This is a genomic window from Luteibacter sp. HA06 (genome assembly GCF_054061215.1).
Window position 1 is genome coordinate 3,329,192 of the sequence record NZ_JBSSDZ010000001.1, and the last position, 21,037, is coordinate 3,350,228.

The window sequence follows — 21,037 nt, forward strand, 5'->3', positions numbered from 1 at the left end:
TTTGCCAAAGGGGGGCGGGGTGCGCAATACGCGAAGCAGCATGAGGTTAAAGCGCTAACCCGTTGTTTTTCGGCCTAACGATCACTCACCGGGAGCTTTTGCCTCGATCGCAAGGGCGTGGATGCCGTCCGGCATCATGTCGCCCAGTGCAGCGTAGACCATGCGATGGCGCTCGATCGGGTTTTTTCCGGCAAAGGCCGGGCTGACGATCCGGGCAAAGAAATGGCCCTTGCCCTCGCCCGAATGTCCGGCGTGCTTGTGACCCTCGTCGATCACATCCAGCTGGACCGGGGCCAGGGCCTCGGTCAATCGCTGGCGGATGCGCTCGACTTTCTCGACGGTCACGGCAGGACGACCTTGAACGGACGGACCGTAACCTCGCGGTACACGCCGGCGCCGATGTAGGGGTCGGCGTCGGCCCACGACTGAGCGGCCTCGAGGCTTTCGAACTCGGCCACGATCAGGCTGCCTGTAAAGCCCGCCTCGCCCGGATCCTCGGCGTCGATGGCCGGGAACGGGCCGGCCAGCTTCAGGCGGCCTTCTTCCTTGAGCGCAGAAAGGCGGGCCACGTGGGCCGGGCGCACGGAAAGGCGCTTTTCCAGCGAGTTCGGGTGATCGATACCGGTGATGGCGTAGAACATGGGTAGCTCCGGTCAGTAGACCGCGCATTGTATCGGCGGACGGGTGCCGACGTCAGTCCGGTTTCGCCGGAGCGGTCGAAGGCGCCTGCTTGCTGTCCTTCTGGCTGTCTTCGTCGTCCTCTTCATCGTCCGGGTGAAACCGGTAGAGAGCGAACGTCGTGCACTTCGGCGCATGGAGGGCGTGGAATGCTGTCCGCGCCGAAAGCGCGTTCAGCAGTTCGCACCGATTGCCACGCAACCCGGCCAGAAGGGTTGCCGCGGCGTCCGTGGCGCCGGGCATGCCGCCCGGGGATGCCTTGACCGAGCCCCGCCCCACCACCGTAGCCGTCGCGGTATCGATCACCGAGAACGCCTGGTTTGCAGCTACGTAAGAAATGTGGTCCTGATAAACCCGGCTCGATTGCGCCGGACTGAGGATCACGCGGTAGCGGCTATGGACCGACGCCTCGGCGGTCTTGTCCGGCTCGACGGGTTTCGGCGCCTTGAGATCGACCTTGTAGGTGACGAAGTTCACCTCGCCGCTCATGCCCTGGGCCTTGTCGGCGAGCGCCAGCAGCATCGCGCGGCAGGCGCTCTCGCCCATAGCCCTGTCCATGGCACCCATGAAGCCGAGAAAACCTTCGTCGTTCAGGGGGCAGTCGGGCACGTAAATCGTGGCAGGGAGCAGCGATTCATCCAACGGCACGGGCGGTTTGATGACGGCCTGGCCGCAGCCGGCGAGGAATAGAAAAGCAGCCGTGAGAAACGGCACCGCGAAGCGGAAGCGCATGACGAGTCCTTTCGATACAGGGACGGGACGACCAGGGCACCCCACCCCGGAGCGCCCTGGCTAACTGACAGTGCCGATCAGGCCTCAGGGCGCATGGTCGGGAACAGCAACACGTCGCGGATCGACGCCGAGCCGGTCAGCAGCATGACGAGGCGATCGATACCGACGCCCAGGCCCCCGGTCGGCGGCAGGCCGACTTCGAGCGCGCGGATGTAGTCGGCGTCGTAGTGCATGGCTTCGTCGTCGCCGGCGTCCTTCGCGTCCACCTGGGCCTGGAAGCGCGCGGCCTGGTCTTCGGAGTCATTGAGCTCCGAGAAACCATTGGCGAGCTCCTTGCCGTTAATGAACAGCTCGAAGCGATCGGTGATGCCCTTGTCGGTGTCGCTCTCGCGCGCCAGCGGCGAGACCTCGACCGGATGGTCGGTGATGAAGGTGGGCTGGATGAGCGTGTGCTCCACCGTCGTCTCGAAGATTTCGAGCAGGAGCTTGCCCCAGCCGTAACCCGGTTTCACGTGGATACCCAGACGCTTCGCGTGGGCAGCCATGGTCTCGCGGTCGCGCAGGTCGCCCGGCTTGATCTCGGGATTGAGCTCCAGCACGGCGTCTTCCATGCGCCAGCGGCGGAACGCCGGGCCGATGTCGACCGTCGCGCCGTCCCACTCGATGACCGTGCTGCCGACGACGTCGGCGGCGGCCGTGCGGATCATGCCTTCGGTGATGTCCATGATCTCGTGGTAGGTCGCGTATGCCTGGTACAGCTCGAGCATGGTGAACTCGGGGTTGTGTCGCGTGGACACGCCCTCGTTACGGAAGTTGCGGTTGATCTCGTAGACGCGATCGAAGCCACCGACGACCAGGCGCTTGAGGTAAAGCTCCGGCGCAACTCGCAGGAACAGCGGGATATCGAGCGCGTTGTGGTGCGTGGTGAAGGGACGCGCCGTGGCGCCGCCCGGGATCACGTGCATCATCGGTGTTTCGACTTCCATGAAGCGACGCGGCTCGGCCTCGAGCCAGCGACGCACGTGGCTGATGATCTTCGAACGCAGCGCGAAGGTACGGCGCGACTCTTCGGTGACGATGAGGTCGACGTAACGCTGACGGTAACGCTGCTCGACGTCGGCCAGGCCGTGGTGCTTATCCGGCAGGCCCCGCAGCGACTTGGTCAGCAGGCGGATCGACTGAACCTTGACCGATAGCTCACCGGTCTTGGTACGCATCAGCAGGCCTTCGGCACCGACGATGTCGCCGAGGTCCCAGCGCTTGAATGCGTCGTAGCCTTCCTCACCCAGGGTGCCCTGGTGGACGAAGAGCTGGATGCGGCCCGTGCCGTCCTGCATCTGCACGAAGCTGACCTTGCCCTGCCCGCGCATCAGGATGATGCGGCCGGCGACGGTCACGCGGCGTGGCGTGCCTTCGATGGCCTCGGCCGTCCAGGTGTCCTTGTCGGCGAATTCGGCCTGCAGGTCGCCGGCGAAGCTGTCTACCTTGAAGTCGTTCGGATAGGCGATGCCCTGCGCACGCAGCGATTTCAGTTTCTCGCGACGCTCGGCGATGAGGCGGTTCTCTTCGGCGGCGGTAACGGGAGTGTCGGCGCTGGTGTCGTCGGTCATGGTGTGCTTCTGGCTTCTTTGATAGAGAACGGGGGCGCGCATGCGCCCCCGGGAACATCAGGCATCGAGGCGCTTGGAGCCCGCTTCGAGGCCGGACTTCAGGCTGGCTTCGACGAATCCGTCGAGATCGCCATCGAGCACCTTCTGCGTGTCGGTGCGCTCAAGACCGGTGCGAAGATCCTTGATGCGTGACTGGTCGAGCACGTAGTTGCGGATCTGGCTGCCCCAGCCGATATCGGACTTGGTCGCTTCCAGCGCATCCCGTTCGACGTTGCGCTTCTGCACTTCCAGCTCGTAGAGCTTGGCTTTGAGCATCTTCATCGCGCGGTCGCGGTTGGCGTGCTGGCTGCGTTCGGTCTGGCAGGCCACGACCGTATTGGTCGGGATATGCGTGATACGCACGGCCGACTCGGTCTTGTTGACGTGCTGGCCGCCGGCGCCCGACGAACGATAGACGTCCGTGCGCAGGTCGGCCGGATTGATGTCGATCTCGATGTTGTCGTCGACTTCCGGCGAAACGAACACCGAGGTAAAGCTGGTGTGCCGGCGGTTATCGGAGTCGAACGGGCTCTTGCGGACCAGGCGGTGCACGCCGATCTCGGTCTTGAGCCAGCCGTAGGCATAGTCGCCTTCCACGCGGAACGTGGCGGACTTGATGCCGGCGACATCGCCCGCGCTGACTTCCATCATCTCGGTTTTCCAACCGCGCGACTCCGCCCAGCGCAGGTACATGCGCAGGAGGATTTCGGCCCAGTCCTGGGCTTCGGTGCCGCCGGCACCGGCCTGGACATCGACGAAGGCAGCAGCGGAATCGAGCTCGCCCGAGAACATGCGCTGGAACTCCAGCTTGCTCACGCGGGCGTCGATCTTGTCCAGGTCACCGACGATCGACTGAACGGTGTCGTCGTCGCCGTCGGCGGCGGCCATCTCGAGCAATTCTTTCGAATCGGCCAGCGAGCCGGACATCTCGTCGATGCCGGTGACGATGCCGTCGAGCGTGGAGCGCTCGCGACCCAGCTCCTGGGCGCGCTTGGGATCGTCCCAGACCTTGGGATTTTCCAGTTCGCGGGTTACTTCTTCGAGGCGTTCTTTCTTGACAGCATAGTCAAAGATACCCCCTAAGCGACTCGACGCGGTCCGTGAGGTCCGCAATCTGCGCGAGGATCGGATTGGTCTCGATCATGGTTGGTTTGCCTGCTGGTGCGGCGCGGGATCGTGCCGGCTAAAGCGGCTAATCCTAGCAAAATCCACTACACCCCGCACCGCAGCAATGGTCTTGCCGGTTCCTGAATGGATCTGGCCACCTGGGTGATCGGGATCAGGCCGGCAGGGCCTCCTGATGCACGCCGCGGACGGCGCGGCCGGAGGGGTCGGCAGCCGCTGCGAAGGCGGGATCCCACTCCAGGGCGGCTGGCGACGAGCAGGCGATCGACTTGCCGCCTGGCACGGTGGCGGCGCAGGCCTCGCCCGGGAAGTGCTTCTCGAAAAGGCTGCGGTAGAGGAAGGCTTCCTTGGTAGCTGGGGTGTTGTGGGGGAAGCGGGCACCGGCCGCCGCGAATTCGCGGTCGGAAACCATGGCCTCCGCATGGGCTTTCAGTCCGTCGATCCAGCCGTAGCCGACGCCGTCGCTGAACTGCTCCTTCTGGCGCCAGAGGATCTCATCGGGCAGGGTACCTTCGAAGGCTTCGCGCAGGATGCCTTTCTCGATGCCCTTGCGCGCGACCATCTTCGCCTCGGCGTCGAAAGCCATGGCGATATCCATGAACTCGGTATCCAGGAAGGGTACGCGTGCCTCCACACCCCAGGCAGACATGGACTTGTTGGCGCGCAGGCAGTCGTAATAGTGCAAGGCATCCAGCTTGCGGATCGTTTCTTCATGGAAGGCCCGGGCCGACGGCGCCTTGTGGAAGTAGAGATAGCCGCCGAAGATTTCGTCGGACCCTTCCCCGGACAGCACCATCTTCACACCCATCGCCTTGATGCGCCGTGCGAGCAGGAACATGGGCGTGGATGCGCGGATCGTGGTGACGTCATAGGTTTCGATGTGACGAATCACCTCGGGTAAGGCGTCGAGCCCCTCCTCGAAGGTGTAGCGAAAGCCGTGGTGCACGGTGCCGAGCGCTTCAGCCGCGACCTCTGCGGCCTTGAGATCCGGCGACCCTTCCAGGCCGATGGCGAACGAGTGCAGGCGCGGCCACCAGGCCTCGCCACGATCGTCTTCCTCGATACGGCGCCGGGCGAAGCTGGCGGCGACGGCGGCGACAAGAGAAGAATCGAGCCCACCGGACAGGAGCACTCCATAAGGTACGTCGGTCATCATCTGCCGGTGCACGGCTGCCTCGAAGGCGGCACGCAGATCTTTCGGCTCGATGGTGCGACCCGCCGTGGCGTCGTAGTCGCGCCATGCCGGCGTCCAGTAGCGCACCGCTTCGCCCGTCTCACTGTCGTACACGTGGCCCGGCGGAAAGGGAGCCACATCGGCGCACACGCCGACCAGGGACTTCATTTCAGAGGCTACGCAAAGCCGCCCTGCCCGGTCATGGCCCCAGTACAGCGGGCAGACGCCGAGCGCGTCCCGCGCGAGGAGATAACGCTGTTTACCGGCGTCCCAGAGAGCGAAAGCGAAGATGCCGTTGAGCTTGCCGAGGAAGCCGGCGCCTTCTTCCCGGTAAAGCGCGTTGATGACTTCGCAGTCGGAGCCCGTCGTGAAGGCATAGCTGCTTGCGGCGCGAAGTTCGCGGTGGTTGTAGATCTCGCCATTGACGGCGAGGGCGAGGTCGCCTTCCGGTGAACGCAGCGGCTGGGCGCCACTGGCGGGATCGACGATGGCGAGGCGCTCGTGAACGAGGATCGCACCCTGGTCGACGTAGACGCCGCTCCAGTCCGGACCACGGTGGCGCTGCCGCTGGGAAAGCTCCATCGCCTGCGTACGCAGGGCGGTCAGGTCGTCACCGGCCGCGAGGCCGAACATACCGAAGATCGAACACATGGCCTTGTCACTCCTGGGCTATCGCTGGAAACGCGCAAAGAAAAAGGCCCGCCTGGTGAGGGCGGGCCTTTCGTGTGTGGGGTGCTTTCGCTGAAACCGCCTACACGCCGACCCTCCCGAGATTCCGGGGATTATTGGTATTGGCGTTATTGGCGGTGAGGCGAATCATGGGTTGAATAGAGCACGGTTGTGGGGGGTGATGCAAGCACCCATTCGCCGCTGAAGCGGCTCCCACACACAGCCACATTTGTGGGAGCCGCTTCAGCGGCGATTCCTGCGCAGCCGGGCACACAATCTCAAGCAGCAGCCAGTTTCTCCACGACCGCACGATACGCATCCGCCGCCGACCGCTCAGCCGCGTGCGAAAAATCACGCACACGCCACTCACCCCCCACCATCACGTCGCGCACCAGCGGCGTATTGCCGGCAAAGAGGAAACTGTCGATCACGTCGGCCTCGTCGCGAGCCGCAAGCAACGGCGAACGATCGTCGAGCACCAGAAAATCAGCCCGTGCATTCGCACCCAGGCGTGCAATATCCGTCGCCGAAGCGAGTGCGCCACCCTGCAACGCACGCTGCCAGAGCGCCGTACCCACGCTTTCTTCGGGGCGCCGCGCGGCTACGTTGCGATGACGGGTAATCAGCCGCTGTCCGTATTCAAGCCAGCGCAGCTCTTCCACCGGCGACACGGAGATGTGCGAATCCGAACCGATACCCAGCGTGCCGCCAGCGTCGATGAAGCCGGCCAACGGGAACAAGCCATCACCGAGATTGGCTTCCGTGGTCGGGCACAAACCTGCGACCGCACCACTCTTCGCCAGGCGGTCGGTTTCGTGCGGCGTGAGATGCGTTGCGTGGATCAGGGTCCAGCGTGAATCCACGTCCGCGTGATCGAGCAGCCATTCCACCGGACGTGCGCCGCGCGCAGCGAGGCAGTCCTGTACTTCGCCAATCTGCTCGGCGATATGAATATGGATCGGCATTTCGCGACACACACCACTGGCAAGCAGCGCACGCATGGCTTCTTCGGGCACGGCACGCAACGAATGCAGTGCGATACCCAGGCGAAGCGTGTCGTTCTGCAGGGGCGCAAGGCGCTCGAGCAGGGCCACATACTGACCCACGTCGTGCCTGAAGCGCTGCTGGCGTTCGTTCAGCGGCCGGCCGTCAAATCCTCCGGTCATGTAAAGCACCGGCAGCAGGGTCAGGCCAATGCCGGCCTCTTTCGCCGCCTCGATCAGCGCCAGGGACATCGCCGCCGGCTCGGCATAAGGCACGCCGCGCGGACCGTGGTGCAGGTAGTGGAATTCACAGACCTGCGTGTAACCCGCCTTCACCATCTCGATGTAGAGCTGGGTGGCAATCGCCTTAAGGTCATCCGGATCGATGGCTTCGGCAAAGGCATACATCGTCTCGCGCCAGGTCCAGAAGCTGTCTTCGCCAGGACCGCGCCTTTCGGCCAGGCCGGCCATCGCCCGCTGGAACGCGTGTGAATGCAGATTCGGCATGCCCGGCAGCACGAAACGACCGACACGCTCGCCAGCGGCACCGGCCGCCGCAGTGAATCTCGCACCGTCGACGGCCAGGCCTGCACCCCCCGTATGCCAGCTGCCTTCCTGCCAGAGGAAATCCGCGGTGAAGGTGGCGTGTGACATGGGGGTGTCCTGTGGGATCCAGCGGGCATGGTAACCGACGGGCATAATGGCGGAATGACCGAGATCATCGCCGCTCAATCGCCGAAGCTGCTTCTTCGTCTGGCCCGTCCGACCGACGTGCCCGAACTCGTAGCCCTCACCGCCCGCGTCTACACGCCCGAGTGGGGCCATTCGGCGGAAATGCTGCAGGGCCAGCAGACCCACTTCCCCGAAGGCCAGTTCGTGGTCGAGTACGAGGGCAAGATCGTCGGGTTCTGCGCCACCTTCCGCATCAACGAGGCCGTGGCGCTCGCGCCGCATACCTGGATGCAGATCACCGGCGGTGGCTTCGCCTCCCGTCACGACGCCAAGGGCGACTGGCTCTACGGCATGGAAATCGTGGTGCACCCGGATTACCGCGGCATGCGCATCGGGCAACGCCTGTACATGGCGCGCAAGCGGCTGTGCACCGACCTGAAACTGCGCGGCATCGTTTTCGGCGGGCGCATGCCGGGCCTGGCGCGCGCGATCAGCCGCTACGGCAGCGCCGAAGGCTACGTGCAGGCCGTGGTCGACGGCAGCCGCCGCGATGCCACGCTGAGCTTCCAGCTACGCAACGGCTTCGAGGTGATCGGCCTGCTCCGCGAATATGTCCCGTCGGATCACGAATCGCTCGGTTACGCGGCGCACCTTATCTGGCGCAATCCGCAGCTGCATGACCACCCCGACACGCCCAAGGTCTCGCAAAGCCACCGCCTGCCGGATTCGGTGCGCGTGGCGTCGGTGCAGTACCAGCAGCGCCGGATCGGCTCATTCGCGGAGTTCGCCACCCAGGTGGAGTACTTCGTCGATATCGCCGCCGATTACGACGCGGACTTCGTCGCCTTCCCCGAGTTGATCACGCTGCAGCTGCTGTCGATCGAGAACGCCGAACTGTCGCCGGTGGATTCGATTCGCCGGCTTTCGGAGTACACCGACGAGGTCAAGGCGCTCTTCCACCGCCTCGCCGTGCACTACAACATCAATATCGTCGGCGGCTCGCACCCCACGCGCCAGCCGAACGGCGACATCCACAACGTCTGCTATGTGTGCCTGCGCGATGGTTCAATCCACGAGCGGGAAAAACTCCATCCCACGCCGAGCGAACGCAACGTCTGGAACATCACCGGTGGCGATTCCGCGGCGACCATCCAGACCGACTGCGGCCCGATCGGCGTGATGATCTGCTACGACTCGGAATTTCCCGAGGTAGCCCGCCACCTCACCGACCAGGGCGCGCTGATCCTGTTCGTGCCGTTCTGCACCGATGTGCGCGAAGGCTACTTGCGCGTCCGCTACTGTTCGCAGGCCCGCGCCATCGAGAACCAGTGTTACGTGGTGCTCTCAGGCAACGTCGGCAATCTTCCCGGCGTGAACAACTTCGACATCCAGTACGCGCAGAGCTGCATTTTGACACCCAGCGACCTTCCCTTCGCCCGCGACGGTATCGCCGCGGACTCCACTCCTAATATCGAGACCGTCTTGTTCGCAGACCTGCGTTTGGAAAATCTTGCCCGCGCGCGCAATTCCGGCGCGGTGACAAACCTCAAGGACCGCCGTTTCGACCTCTACCAGGTGCGCTGGTCGCGCATGCCGGAGGGTAAGTGAATCTCGACCGGCTTCGCTCCTTCGGCCAGCACGACTGGCTGTCACCCCAGCAATGGCGCCGCCGCATCCTGTTCTGGTCGGGCGCCATCGTGGTCGGTCTGGCGGCCGTACTCTTTGCGAAGGCGGCGGATTTCGCTTTCGAGATGTTTCACCGCGTTGCCTCGCATGGCTGGTGGGTGCCGCTACTCATCACGCCGGCGATGTTCGCCCTGCTCTGCTGGCTGACCCAGGGCGCCCTAAAGGCCACTCGTGGCTCAGGCATTCCCCAGGCCATTGCGGCACTGAAAGTCGAGGACGAAGACTTCCGTGCACGCCTGCTGTCGCTCAGGGTGGCTGCTGGGAAAATGGCGCTGACACTTGCCGCCCTGCTCGGCGGTGCGTCTGTCGGTCGCGAGGGTCCAACCGTGCACATCGGCGCGGGCCTGCTGTACTCGATGGGACGACGCTTCGGTTTCGACGATCCCACCGCCGCTGGCCGGTTCATCCTCGCCGGTTCGGCCGCTGGCCTTGCGGCGGCGTTCAATACGCCGCTCGCCGGCGTGGTTTTCGCCATTGAAGAGATGTCCGGCACGTTCGAGCATCGCATCAGCGGTACGTTGCTTACCGCTATCGTCGTCGCCGGCGTCGTGTCGCTCGGCATCGTCGGCAACTATGCCTACTTCGGTGACATCACCGCCGCCCTGCCCCTTGGGCGCGCCTGGATCGCGGTGCTGCTCACCGGCGTCGTCGGCGGCCTCGCCGGCGGTCTGTTCGCACGCCTGATCATTCCGTCCGCGATGGGTTTTCGCGGCGCGATGGGGCGGCTGCGCGCACGACAGCCCGTGGTTTTCGCGGCAGCCTGCGGACTCGCCCTCGTCCTGCTCAGCCTGCTCAGCGCGAATGGCCTCTATGGCACGGGCTATGCGCAGGCACGCGACATCCTGCAGGGCCACAGCGGAACCGGCCCGTTCTTCGGCGTGCTGAAATTCTTCGGCAACATCGCGTCCTCGTGGGCCGGCATTCCCGGCGGCATCTTCTCGCCGGCGCTCGCGGTGGGCGCAGGCCTCGGCGGCAATATCGCTTCACTCCTGCCCGGCGCGGACAACTCGGCAGTGGTGCTGCTGGGCATGGCCGCCTACCTCGCCGGTGTCACGCAGGCCCCGCTGACGGCAGTGGTCATTTCGCTGGAGCTCACAGCCAATCACCAGATGGCACTGCCGATCATGGCTGCCTGCCTGCTTGCACGCGCCGTATCGGGCCTGGTCTGCCGGGTACCCGTGTACAAGGCGCTGGCCGACGTACTGATCGAAAAATACGAGGAGGAGCGCGTCCACCGCGAACCCCTCGCTACCGAAGGAGCAACCACGCATGACGACCGATGACCGCTGGGACGGCCTTCTGCTGGACGTCGGTCTGGCCACGCTGGTCGACAACGGCGCGCCGTACGGTGCCATCACCGATGGCGCCATCGGCTGGCGTGACGGGGTCATTACCTTCGCCGGTGCGCGCGACCAACTCCCTGGCGAGCCGCATGTCCTGGCACACCGGGTCGAGTCGTTGCCCGGCACCTGGGTGACGCCCGGCCTGATCGACTGCCATACCCATCTGGTCTTCGGTGGAGACCGGGCCCAGGAATTCGAACAACGCCTCGAAGGCGCGACCTATGAGGAAATCGCGCGTGCGGGTGGGGGCATCGTTTCCAGCGTTCGCGCCACGCGCGGCGCCAGCGAGGATGCGTTGTTCGACCAGTCCCTGCCTCGTGCGCGGGCCTTGCTGGCGGATGGCGTGACGACCCTGGAAATCAAGTCTGGCTACGGGCTGGAGCCCGAGGCCGAGCGGCGCATGCTTCGCGTGGCGCGACGGATCGGTGTCGAACTGGGCATCGATGTACGCACCAGCTTCCTGGGCATGCACGCCCTTCCCCCCGAATATGCCGGCCGACGCGATGACTACGTCGCGCTGGTCTGCGACACCATGCTTCCATCACTGGCCAGCGAAGATCTCGTGGATGCGGTGGACGCATTCTGCGAAGGCATTGGCTTCACGCACGCCGAGACCGAGCGGCTGTTCCGCAAGGCCACCGAGCTCGGGTTGCCGGTAAAGCTGCACGCGGAGCAACTGTCCGACCTGGGCGGCGCGGCGCTGGTCGCCCGCTACGGCGGCCTTTCGGCCGACCACCTCGAATGGACCAGCGAGGAAGGCGTGCAGGCCATGGCCGAAGGAGGCACCGTGGCTGTGCTGCTGCCCGGTGCTTACTACGCCCTGCGCGACACGCGACCACCGCCCGTCGACGCCTTCCGCCGGCACGGCGTCGCCATGGCGGTGGCGACCGACCTCAATCCCGGCACGTCCCCGTTGCTGTCGCTGCGCCTTGCCATGGGCATGGCGTGCACGCTTTTCCGCCTAACGCCGGAAGAAGCGCTGCGCGGCGCAACCGTTCATGCGGCACGCGCGCTCGGGCTGAAGGATCGCGGCATGCTGGCTACCGGCCTGCGCGCCGACCTCGCCATCTGGAACATCCGCCACCTGCCGGAGCTTTGTTACTGGATCGGAGGTGATCTCCTGCGCGAGGTACGTCTGGGCGGTGAGCGTCCCGACGTAAGGTAAATCCGACCGATTTTTCAGAATAGTTCCATCGATAGACGGGAACCTCTCGCCTAAGATCGATAACGTCGATCTCGCGTCGCACGCGCGGCGCGTCGTAAGGAACACCGTTGAACGCTACACCGCCAGCACGCTGCGGGTTTTGCCTCACGCCACGTCGCGTCGTAAGCCTGATGTTCGCTCTATCGCTGCTTCACGGGTGCTCCGGCCCGCGGGAGAACGCCGCCGACAGCGCCCGGCGCGCCCGGCAGATGCGCGACGTATCACGCATGCTCGACGCCATGGAAACGCCCCCGCTGCCGGGCGGCAGGCCGTCTGGCCCGAGCGCGCTCACCGTCGCCGCGCCATTGCTCCAGGATGCCACTGCGGGCGCGACCACGCCCGACTCATGGCACGGCTGGTTTCGCGGCCTGTTGGCCGCGTGTGCGATCGCCTGCAGCAGCGCCATCGCCATCCTGCTGCGCAGGCGTCGAAGGCCTGGCGTCCCTTCGCCCGTGCCGCCACCGTCGCTCGTCGCCATGTTTGCCATCGACGCCCCCACCGCGCCCGTCGAGGCCACGGCACCAAAAACACCCGAATGGGTCTACGAGGATTCGTCCTACGCAACGCCGTCGCTGTATATCGTCCCCGAGCCCGTCGACCTGCTCGTGACCCCAGGCGACGCCTCTGCACTGCCAGGCACCTTGCTGCTGCAGCTACAGGCCATCGATGCAGCCCCCGCACTGCATCTGGTCGGCAACGAGAGGTTTCCGGAAATCCGACGCGTGGGCGAAGGCAGCACAAGTGTCGACGCCTGGTGCGCCGTCCTCGAACGCGTCGCCGTCGGCGATGACGACGACGCGCGCCTGGCACGTTGGCTCGCTCCCGCGGTTCTCGTGCTGCGCTCGCGCGACCTGCGCCGACGCGACGCCGAAGGCCTGCTTGACGACGCCGCGCAACGCACCATTGACGGCATGAACCTCGCCACCGACGACGAACGGCCGTATTGGGTCGCTCGCGCCATTCGTGTGGAACTGGCCCGCATCGAACGACTTTCCGGCGCTACCCGACTCTTCGCCCTGCGCGCTTTGCAGTCGCGCCAGGCCATCGACCTGGGCGCCGACGAAATCCCCGTGATCGATGCCTGGATCGACGTGCAGCTGGCGTGGGCGGGTTGGCTGCTCGGCGGCGGCGCGACCGCGCGCCACGCGGAAGCCGAAGCCCTGTGCGAGCGCCTCGCGACACTGGGCGCTGACGCGTCGACCCGCGCCCTTCGTCGGCGGGCCGACATCTTTCTCCAGCGCGCCGAAGGCGAGAGAGCGACCGCCCGCCTTTCCAGCCTGGATCGTGCACAAGCGTTGCTCGAAGACGCCTACGCACAAGGCAACGACGCCGGCACCGCACTGGTCCTGGCACGTTGTGCCCGTCTGCGTGCCATGACCCTTCCACCTGCCGAAGCGGCAGATGTCTGCACCACGGCGCTCACCCATGCCTTCATCGCCGAACAGGATCCCGCCTGGCGGATGGACGCCCTCGAATGGCGCCTCGCGATACAGCTGACGTACGAGGCTTTGCCCGGCCGAGCTATTCAAGGCGAAGTCGCGGCTTCTCTGGGACGCGAGCTCGCATCGATGGAAGCCGATTCCATCGGTGCGCGTACCGCCATGGCCACGACGCGTCTGCGCGAAGGCGATTTCGCAGGGGCATGTGCGCTGTGCGAGGCCGCCTGGCGCAGCGGCGGCGAGGACACCAATCTGTTCAATCTCTGGCGCGACGCCTGTCGCGGCTGGACGCAGACCGCCGACACCACGGGCCACGACCGGCACGCGCTCGCCCATGCCGTCCGGCAGCTGGCCATCGCGCGCGCCACCCTCCCGACCAGGAATACAGCACACCCATGAGCTCCTCCCCTTCCTCAACGACCTGTCCGCACCCCTGTGGAATACCCGCTACGGGATCACGGCCGCGGTGGCCACCGACAGCGCCGTCGCGCGATCACTCCAGCTCTACGGTGAATGGGCCGAACACGAGACCAACCTGCTAAGTGGCCTTATCGAGGAAGGCCACAGCGTCCTCGAGTTCGGAGGCGACTTCGCCGCGCACACGTTGTGGATCGCTCGTGCAGTGGGTCCGGCGGGCCAGGTCCACGTCGTGGAACCACGGCGCCTGCGTTTCCAGCAGCTCTGCGCCAATGTCGCCCTCAACCAGATCGATAACGTGTTTACCCACCCTGCGTGGCTGGACCGGAGCGCTGGTGAGCATGTGCTCGATGCAAAGGAGATCATCGGGGCGATCACCATCGACAGCCTCCGGCTGGAGTCACTCCACCTGATGAAGTTCAACCTTGCTCACACGCTGATCGGTGCACTTGCCGGTGCAAGCGACACGCTGCGCAGGCTTCGCCCATTGATCTACGCGCGACTTTCCGGCACGGATCAGGCCGAGGGAGAAGTGGCCGCCATGAAATCACTGGGCTACCGCGTGTGGTCCCACGTGCCGTATCTCTACAACGTCGACAACCACGCCGGAATCGACAGGAACATTTTCCCTGGCATCGTCCAGCAGAACGCGATTGCGGCCCCGGCGGACAGCCATGTCGACTTCGGTGACCGGCTCGAACTCTGATCCGGTCTTCTGAGACAAAAAAGGGTTCATCGCGGGCTACCGGGGCTTGGGCGCTCGCCTTCGGCCTCGCTGGCTCGGCTTCGCCATCGCTTTCTACACTTGGGCGTTTCGCGGGGAGACCTTGGTGTCCACCCTCGCTGCTCAGACAGGTCCTCCGCGTTCGAAAAGGAAAGCCGCTCCGCGGCCATGTTCTTACTGGCCTACGGCCGCTCCACTTGTGCGGAACTCGCCTCGAGGGTGGACACCAAGGTCTCTCACGACGATACGGTCAGCTGAAAGGAGAGACGGCAGCCGAAGCGGCTTTGCTTCGTCGGCTCGACCCGCACGGACCTCAGGGTCCGGGAGAGCCTTCGGTGCCCACCCTCGAGGCGAGTTCCCGACAAGTGGAGCGGCCGGAGGCCAAATAAGAACACGGGCCGCGGTAGCGGCCTTCCGGTACGAAACGCGGAGGGGTGTCTGAGCAGCGAGGGTGGGCACCGAAGGCTCTGCGCCTTACCCTCCGACACGTTCGGCGTCCGCGGAATTTCGCGATGACCCAAACAAAAAGCCCCGCGATGCGGGGCTCTTCGTCTCACGCTGGAAGGAAATTAAGCCTTCTTGCGCGGGGCTGCCTTCTTGGCAGCAGCAGCGGCCGGCTTGGCAGCGGCCGGCTTTGCAACGGCTGCACCGGTGACAACGTCAACGTGCGGACGAGCATTGCCATAGCTCTGACGGTTGATCTTGCCGCGACGGGTGCGGCGATCGCCCTTGCCCATGGGAAACTCCTTGATTCGGAATGATGAAGAGGAACGGCCGGCCATCGTATCAGCGGCGGCGTAAATGGCAAGCCTGAAGGCGGTTCAATGAGCGCGCTGGCTGCCCTTGCCGCAGCCTTCAAGCTCATCGGGACAGCGGCCCGGGTCGAACTGGACCGTGGCGTGACCCACCTGCCAGCGCTCGACGAGCATGGTCTTTATGGCCGTGAGACAGCGCGCCGGATCGGCGCCGGGCCTCAGTTCGGCGTGTAGCGTGGCCATCCTCGAGCCTGCCGTGACCTGCCAGACGTGCACGTGGTGGATGTCCAGGATGTTCTCGTCAGCCTCGCGCAGGCCCTTTTCAATGTCGGCCAGATGCACTCCCTCGGGGGTACCTTCGAGCAGGATATGACCCGACCGGCGCAGCAGCGACCAGGCGCTGCGCAGTATCAACAGCGAGACCAGGATCGAAAGCAGCGGATCGGCCCACAGCCAGCCGGCCCAGCGGACAGCGAGGGCGGCGAGCACCGCCGCCACGGAACCAAGCAGGTCGCCGAGCACGTGCAGGCTGGCGCCGGCGATGTTTACGTCGTCCGGATCGTGGCCGTGCAGGGTGCGCAGGACCACGATATTGGCCAGAAGGCCGACGACCGCGACCACCAGCATCACGCCGGAAAGGATCGGCTGCGGCGCGAACAATCGCTGCACCGCCTCGATGATGATGAAAGCGACCAGGGCGAACTGGGTCAGCGCATTGACGAGACCGGCGAGCACCTCGATGCGCCCGTAGCCGAAGCTGCGCCTTGCGTCGGCGGGTCGCGCCGCGAAACGCGCACCGAGGAAGGCGAGCAACAAGGCCAGCGCATCGACCAGCATGTGACCGGCATCGGCCAGCAGCGCGAGCGATCCCGACACCAGGCCACCCGCAGCCTCCACCAGCAACATGAGCAGGGTGATGACGAACGCGAAGAGCAGCTTCTTCTCGCTGCTGCCCTCAAGGTGGCTGTGATCGTGCGTGTGCGCCCCGCCGTGCGAATGGCCGGCGTGGTCGTGGGAGTGATCGTGTGCCATGCGCGAAGGCTAGGTAATCGTGCCGCGGTTACACAATCACGGGTGCGAGCACGACGGCCCGTGGATGTGCCCCGCATGGGCGCTGCGGTCTACACGCAGGTTGACGAAGTGCGCCGAGGCCAGCAGGAAACCGCCACAGGTGACCAGCACGCTATGCAGCAGCAGCGAGTCGTTGTGCATGAAGGTCACGCCCAGCACCAGCAGCATCAGGCCCGGCGTGGCCAGCACAAGCGGCAGCCGACGGCGATGCCGACGAAAGCCCGAGATGAGGGCCGCGCTGGCAAGAACACAGGCGAACGCCACAAAGCCGGCCTCGAAGCGGTGGTCGGCCAGGAACGAAAGGCCCAGCACTGGCAGCAAAGCCAGCACGAAGGGCAGCGCCGCGCAGTGGATGGCACACAGGAACGACGCCATCGCACCAACGCGATCGGCCGCATGCCACCAGCGACGGGGAGCTTCGGGATCGATCGGTGATTCGACGGGGAAATCGGTCATGGGATACATAGCGTGACTTCTTGCACGGGTGCAGGCAAGCGATGATACTTTATAACATCGCACAAGCCAAGCGAGCGCTTGCCGACCTGGACTCTCTCCGGGAGCCCTTAGTGGGCGCCGATTCATCGGCGAATGGGTGCTTGCCTCACCTGCCCCGCTGCCGCGGGATCGCCGATGAATCGGCTCCCACAAAAGCTGCACAGCGCCTTCTACAACGCGCCGGTTAGCGGCAGTTCTTGCAGATGCCGTGGACTTCCAGGGTCTGGGCTTGCGGACGGAAGCCAAGCGCCTTGGCCTGCGCTTCGATCAGCTCAGCGACACGCTCGTCGCAGACTTCCTGGGCGCACTGGCATTTGTCGCAGATCAGGAAGGGCACCTGATGCGCTTCGGCCGGGTGATGGCAGGACACGTAGGCGTTGATCGACTCGAGCTTGTGGATGAAGCTGTTCTCGAGCAGGAAATCGAGCGCCCTGTAGACCGTGGGCGGCGCGGCATTGCCGTGCTTTTCGCGCAAGCGGTCAAGCAGGTCGTACGCCTTCACGGGCTTGCCCGCGCCTGCTACCAGCTCCAGCACTTCCCGGCGCAACGGAGTCAGCCGCAGCCCACGCTCGCTCGAGGCGTGCTCGACCGCCGCGACGAAGCTGCGTGCGTCGTCATGGTGCTCGTGATCGTGTCGGTGGGCGGCTTGCGTGGTCACATCGAAATCCTCGTGTGCGTCAGTCTAACATGAGGCCGCGTCAGCGCTTTTTCGAGCCCGGCAGGGGCGGTGGAAGCGGGCCGCGCCCCACTGGCGGCGACGGAGAGGCACGCTTCGGCAAGAATGGGACGACCCAGCCGAAGGGCCCGAGGATGAGCGCCGCAATGATGCCGGCCTTCGTACGGCCCCGCCACCAGCCCAGCAAGGCGCCGACCAGCACGAAGAAGACCTGCCATGCGACCAGGTTCCACCAGGGCACCAGGGCCATGAGGTTGCTGAAAATCTGCAGCGACGCCGCAGGGTCGCCGGGATCGACGCCCTGCATGGCCCTGGCGAGCAGTTCATCCACGCGAGCGGGCGAGCGCCTCGTCGACACGCGAGATGGCGCCCTCGCGTCCAGCCAGGTAGATGGTGTGCTCGATCGAGGGCGAGACCTGGGTGCCGGTCATCGCCACACGCAGTGGTGCCGCGACCTTGCCCATGCCCAGCTCCAGCGAAGCCGCGATCCGCTCGACGGCGCCGTGAATCGCTTCCGGTGTCCATTCGGCTAACGCGCTGAGTTCCGCCTTCGCTGCCTCGAGGGCAGCCGGCGCCGTCTCGGTACGCAGGTGCTTCTCGATGGCCTTGTCGTCCCACTCGACGATCGGGCCGTACCAGATCTTCGCGCGCTCAGCCATTTCCTTGAACGTCTGCACGCGGTCGCGCAAGGCGACGACGACATCCGCCGGATTCGGGCCCTTCGAGGCATCGATGCCGATCTTCCCGAGGTGCCAGGCCAGTTCGGGACCGAGCAGGGCCGGATCGTCCGTCTTCAGGTAGTGCTGGTTGAGCCAGGAGAGCTTGCTGACGTCGAAGCGCGATGCTGCCTTGTTCACGTCGGCGACGTCGAACAGGGTCTTCATCTCATCGACCGAGAAGATCTCCTGGTCGCCGTGCGACCAACCGAGGCGAACGAGGTAATTGAGCAGCGCGTGCGGCAGGAAACCATCGTCGCGGTACTGCATGACGCTCACCGCGCCGTGGCGCTTGGACAGCTTCTGGCCGTCCGGACCGAGGATCATCGGCAGGTGCGCGAACTCGGGGACCGGAGCGCCCAGCGCCTTGTAGATGTTGATCTGGCGCGGCGTGTTGTTGACGTGGTCGTCGCCACGGATCACTTCCGTGATACCCATGTCGATGTCATCCACGACCACAGCGAAGTTGTAGGTCGGGAAGCCGTCAGAGCGGAAGATCACCAGATCGTCCAGCTCCTCGTTCGACCACTCGATGCGACCCTTTACCTTGTCGTCGAAAACGACGCTGCCGGTGGCCGGATTCTTGAAACGAATCACCCGGTTCGCATCATCGCGCGCTGGCTCGTTGCGATCGCGGTAGTAGCCGTTGTAGCGCGGCTTCACGCCCGCTGCCATGGCGGCGTTACGCATCGCCTCGATCTCTTCCTTCGTCTCGTAGGCGTAGTACGCCTTGCCCTCGCGGAGCAGTTGATCGGCAACCTCGCGGTAACGCTCCATGCGCAGCGTCTGGTAGTACGGGCCTTCATCGTGGACCAGGCCAAGCCAGGACATGCCATCGATGATCGCCTGCACGGCTTCCTGCGTGGACCGCTCGCGATCGGTGTCCTCGATGCGCAGCACGAACTCACCGCCCCGGCGGCGGGATTCCAGCCAGCAATACAGCGCGGTGCGGGCACCGCCGATATGCAGGTAGCCGGTGGGACTGGGAGCGAAGCGGGTACGGACGGTCATCGTGTGGGTCGTTCGGCAGGCAAGACCCCGATTTTAACCCACCGTCGCTGTCATATGCCGGTCATGCCTTGATAACCGCCCGGACACGCCGCTACGGGAGGATGCATCAAGCCAGGCCAGAAGGGGCACCGCCATGCGAGTGGGCATCGTCACCGAGACCTATGCACCGGACGTCAACGGCGTAGCCATCACCGTCCAGGCGCTAGCCCGTGGACTCGTCCGGCGGGGCCACACGGTCGACCTGATCCGGCCGACCCATCCCCAGACGCCGCCCCTCGCCGACCCCGGCATGGATGTCATGGAAGTCGACGGTGCCGCCCTGCCCCGCTATTCAGGCCTTCGCTTCGGCCTCCCTGCCCGCTTTCGCATCGAACGCCGCTGGCGCTCGGAGCGCCCCGACGCCATCTATGTGGCCACGGAAGGTCCTCTCGGCTGGACGGCCGTCAGCGCCGCGCGGAGGCTCGGCATCCCGGTCGCTACCGGCTTCCACACGCGTTTCGATTTTTACGTCGGCCACTATGGCTTCAGCGCACTCACCCCGTTCGTGCGTCGCTACCTGGCACGCTTTCACCGCCGGGCGCAGACCACCCTCGTACCGACCGGCCAACTCGCTGGTGAACTGAACGACCTCGGCATCCACGATGTGCGCGTATTGCGCCGTGGGGTGGATACCAACCGCTTCCACCCCGAACGTCGGGACGATGAGCTTCGTGCGCGCTGGGGAGCGGGCCCGGATACACCGGTCGTGCTCAGCGTGGGTCGCGTGGCGCCGGAAAAGAACCTGCACGTTGTGATCGCCGCCTACCGCGCGCTCGCGCGCCGGGTACCGGGGGCACGCTGCGTCATCGTCGGCGACGGCCCCGGCCGTGCCGCCCTCGAAGCCGCCAACCCGGATGTGATCTTCGCCGGCACGCGAAACGGACATGAGCTGGCGGCGTTCTACGCCAGCGCCGATCTCTTCGTCTTCCCCAGCCTCACTGAAACCTTTGGCAACGTCGTGCTCGAGGCGATGTCGTCCGGCGTCCCGGTCGTGGCCTATGCCGAAGCCGCCGCGCGCGAATTCATTCGCAACGGACAGAACGGCATCCGCGTGGCACCGGGCAATGAAGGCGGTCTCATCGAACGCGCCGCGACCCTGGGCGCCGACGCGGCGCTACGCATGGCCATGGGGCATGCCGCTCGCAGCTCCGTCGCTGGTCTTTCGCCCGAGTCCGTCGTGTCCGACTTCGAAGCCATCATGCGGTCCCTTTCCGAGGAGAATGTCCATGAGCGCAGCACCGCCGTCGCCGCGTAGGGCGAGCCTCGATCGTCGCGTGTGCGTCGCCGCCAATCGCTGGGGCGCGCGCCGGGCCATCGGAATTTTCTTTGGCGCCGTCAGCCGTCTCGGTGATGGCGTTTTCTGGTATTCGCTGATGACGGTCATCGCCATTGTCGGCGGCTGGCATGGTGTTGCGGTCGCGGCACAGATGGCTGTGACCGGCCTCACTGCCTTGATGCTGTATCGGGTGCTGAAGCGCTGGACACGTCGTCCGCGTCCGTTCCGCACTTGCCCCGGTGTCATTGCCCATGTGCCGCCGCTGGATGAGTTCAGTTTTCCGTCCGGGCATACGCTGCAGGCCGTCGCGTTCACTGTCGTTGCGGTGGCGCACTACCCGATCCTGGCGCCCTTCCTGATCGGCTTCGCAGCACTGGTCGGCGCATCCCGCGTGGTGCTCGGACTGCATTATCCGAGCGATGTGTTGGCTGCCACCGCGATCGGCGCGGGGCTTGGCACACTGTCGCTGTGGGCGGAGCGCGTTTTGGTTTAAAGCTTGTAGG

The 21,037-nt window shown here is 65.3% G+C and carries 20 protein-coding genes; 7 read left to right on the plus strand and 13 right to left on the minus strand.

What is annotated here, in order from left to right; translation table 11 throughout:
- Positions 1-81: 81 nt before the first annotated feature.
- The 7 genes from ACVWWJ_RS15340 to ACVWWJ_RS15370 form a co-directional block, all read right to left on the minus strand.
- Positions 82-345 carry a BolA family protein gene (locus ACVWWJ_RS15340; RefSeq protein ID WP_159890536.1) on the minus strand — a complete coding sequence of 88 codons (264 nt, stop codon included), beginning with the start codon at positions 343-345 and terminating at the stop codon, positions 82-84.
- Positions 342-641, minus strand: coding sequence for a YciI family protein (locus ACVWWJ_RS15345; protein WP_456968549.1), 300 nt, complete (start codon positions 639-641; stop codon positions 342-344). Before ACVWWJ_RS15345 ends, ACVWWJ_RS15340 begins: the two co-directional genes overlap by 4 nt.
- Positions 642-693: 52 nt before the next feature.
- The gene (locus ACVWWJ_RS15350) at positions 694-1,410 is read right to left on the minus strand and encodes a hypothetical protein (protein ID WP_456968550.1); all 717 of its coding nucleotides are present in this window, start codon (positions 1,408-1,410) and stop codon (positions 694-696) included.
- 77 nt (positions 1,411-1,487) lie between these two features.
- Positions 1,488-3,020, minus strand: a complete 1,533-nt coding sequence (lysS, locus tag ACVWWJ_RS15355; RefSeq protein ID WP_456968551.1) for a lysine--tRNA ligase — start codon at positions 3,018-3,020, stop codon at positions 1,488-1,490.
- Between the two features lie 57 nt (positions 3,021-3,077).
- A protein-coding gene (prfB, locus tag ACVWWJ_RS15360; RefSeq protein WP_159890532.1) for a peptide chain release factor 2 occupies positions 3,078-4,203 on the minus strand; the annotation gives its coding sequence in 2 pieces (ribosomal slippage) (positions 3,078-4,127 and positions 4,129-4,203; 1,125 coding nt in all).
- A gap of 135 nt (positions 4,204-4,338) precedes the next feature.
- Positions 4,339-6,009, minus strand: a complete 1,671-nt coding sequence (asnB, locus tag ACVWWJ_RS15365; RefSeq protein ID WP_456968552.1) for an asparagine synthase B — start codon at positions 6,007-6,009, stop codon at positions 4,339-4,341.
- A gap of 296 nt (positions 6,010-6,305) precedes the next feature.
- Entirely contained in the window at positions 6,306-7,664 is a 1,359-nt protein-coding gene (locus ACVWWJ_RS15370) for a formimidoylglutamate deiminase (protein ID WP_456968553.1), read from the minus strand.
- 54 nt (positions 7,665-7,718) lie between these two features.
- Here ACVWWJ_RS15370 and ACVWWJ_RS15375 point away from each other — a divergent pair, with 54 nt between their 5' ends.
- The 5 genes from ACVWWJ_RS15375 (at position 7,719) to ACVWWJ_RS15395 (ending at position 14,477) form a co-directional block, all read left to right on the plus strand.
- On the plus strand, positions 7,719-9,290 hold the full coding sequence (locus ACVWWJ_RS15375) for a bifunctional GNAT family N-acetyltransferase/carbon-nitrogen hydrolase family protein (RefSeq protein ID WP_159890528.1): 1,572 nt from the start codon (positions 7,719-7,721) through the stop codon (positions 9,288-9,290).
- Complete coding sequence (locus tag ACVWWJ_RS15380; RefSeq protein ID WP_456968554.1) at positions 9,287-10,651, plus strand: chloride channel protein; 1,365 nt, start codon at positions 9,287-9,289, stop codon at positions 10,649-10,651. The genes ACVWWJ_RS15375 and ACVWWJ_RS15380 overlap by 4 nt, the downstream gene beginning before the upstream one ends.
- Positions 10,638-11,876, plus strand: a complete 1,239-nt coding sequence (gene hutI / locus ACVWWJ_RS15385; protein WP_456968555.1) for an imidazolonepropionase — start codon at positions 10,638-10,640, stop codon at positions 11,874-11,876. The genes ACVWWJ_RS15380 and hutI overlap by 14 nt, the downstream gene beginning before the upstream one ends.
- 248 nt (positions 11,877-12,124) lie before the next feature.
- Positions 12,125-13,753: a hypothetical protein gene (locus ACVWWJ_RS15390; protein WP_456968556.1), complete on the plus strand. Its 1,629-nt coding sequence runs from the start codon at positions 12,125-12,127 to the stop codon at positions 13,751-13,753.
- 67 nt (positions 13,754-13,820) lie between these two features.
- Positions 13,821-14,477, plus strand: a complete 657-nt coding sequence (locus ACVWWJ_RS15395) for a hypothetical protein (protein ID WP_456968557.1) — start codon at positions 13,821-13,823, stop codon at positions 14,475-14,477.
- Between the two features lie 587 nt (positions 14,478-15,064).
- Here the strand turns inward: ACVWWJ_RS15395 and ACVWWJ_RS15400 are convergent.
- The 6 genes from ACVWWJ_RS15400 to gltX form a co-directional block, all read right to left on the minus strand.
- Positions 15,065-15,232, minus strand: coding sequence for a 30S ribosomal protein THX (locus ACVWWJ_RS15400; RefSeq protein ID WP_159893793.1), 168 nt, complete (start codon positions 15,230-15,232; stop codon positions 15,065-15,067).
- Positions 15,233-15,316: 84 nt separating this feature from the next.
- Entirely contained in the window at positions 15,317-16,282 is a 966-nt protein-coding gene (locus ACVWWJ_RS15405; protein ID WP_456968559.1) for a cation diffusion facilitator family transporter, read from the minus strand.
- Positions 16,283-16,318: 36 nt separating this feature from the next.
- Entirely contained in the window at positions 16,319-16,777 is a 459-nt protein-coding gene (locus ACVWWJ_RS15410; protein ID WP_159893850.1) for a MerC domain-containing protein, read from the minus strand.
- Between the two features lie 223 nt (positions 16,778-17,000).
- The gene (locus ACVWWJ_RS15415) at positions 17,001-17,474 is read right to left on the minus strand and encodes a transcriptional repressor (RefSeq protein WP_159893797.1); all 474 of its coding nucleotides are present in this window, start codon (positions 17,472-17,474) and stop codon (positions 17,001-17,003) included.
- A gap of 40 nt (positions 17,475-17,514) precedes the next feature.
- Positions 17,515-17,823, minus strand: a complete 309-nt coding sequence (locus ACVWWJ_RS15420) for a hypothetical protein (protein ID WP_456968560.1) — start codon at positions 17,821-17,823, stop codon at positions 17,515-17,517.
- Positions 17,816-19,219 (minus strand): glutamate--tRNA ligase, encoded by a 1,404-nt coding sequence (gene gltX, locus ACVWWJ_RS15425; protein ID WP_456968561.1) that lies wholly within the window; start codon positions 19,217-19,219, stop codon positions 17,816-17,818. The genes ACVWWJ_RS15420 and gltX overlap by 8 nt, the downstream gene beginning before the upstream one ends.
- 133 nt (positions 19,220-19,352) lie before the next feature.
- Here gltX and ACVWWJ_RS15430 point away from each other — a divergent pair, with 133 nt between their 5' ends.
- Together ACVWWJ_RS15430 and ACVWWJ_RS15435 are read left to right on the plus strand one after the other, a co-directional pair.
- Positions 19,353-20,513, plus strand: a complete 1,161-nt coding sequence (locus tag ACVWWJ_RS15430; RefSeq protein WP_456968562.1) for a glycosyltransferase family 4 protein — start codon at positions 19,353-19,355, stop codon at positions 20,511-20,513.
- Positions 20,485-21,027 carry a phosphatase PAP2 family protein gene (locus tag ACVWWJ_RS15435; RefSeq protein WP_200851777.1) on the plus strand — a complete coding sequence of 181 codons (543 nt, stop codon included), beginning with the start codon at positions 20,485-20,487 and terminating at the stop codon, positions 21,025-21,027. The genes ACVWWJ_RS15430 and ACVWWJ_RS15435 overlap by 29 nt, the downstream gene beginning before the upstream one ends.
- The last annotated feature ends 10 nt before the right edge of the window (positions 21,028-21,037 follow it).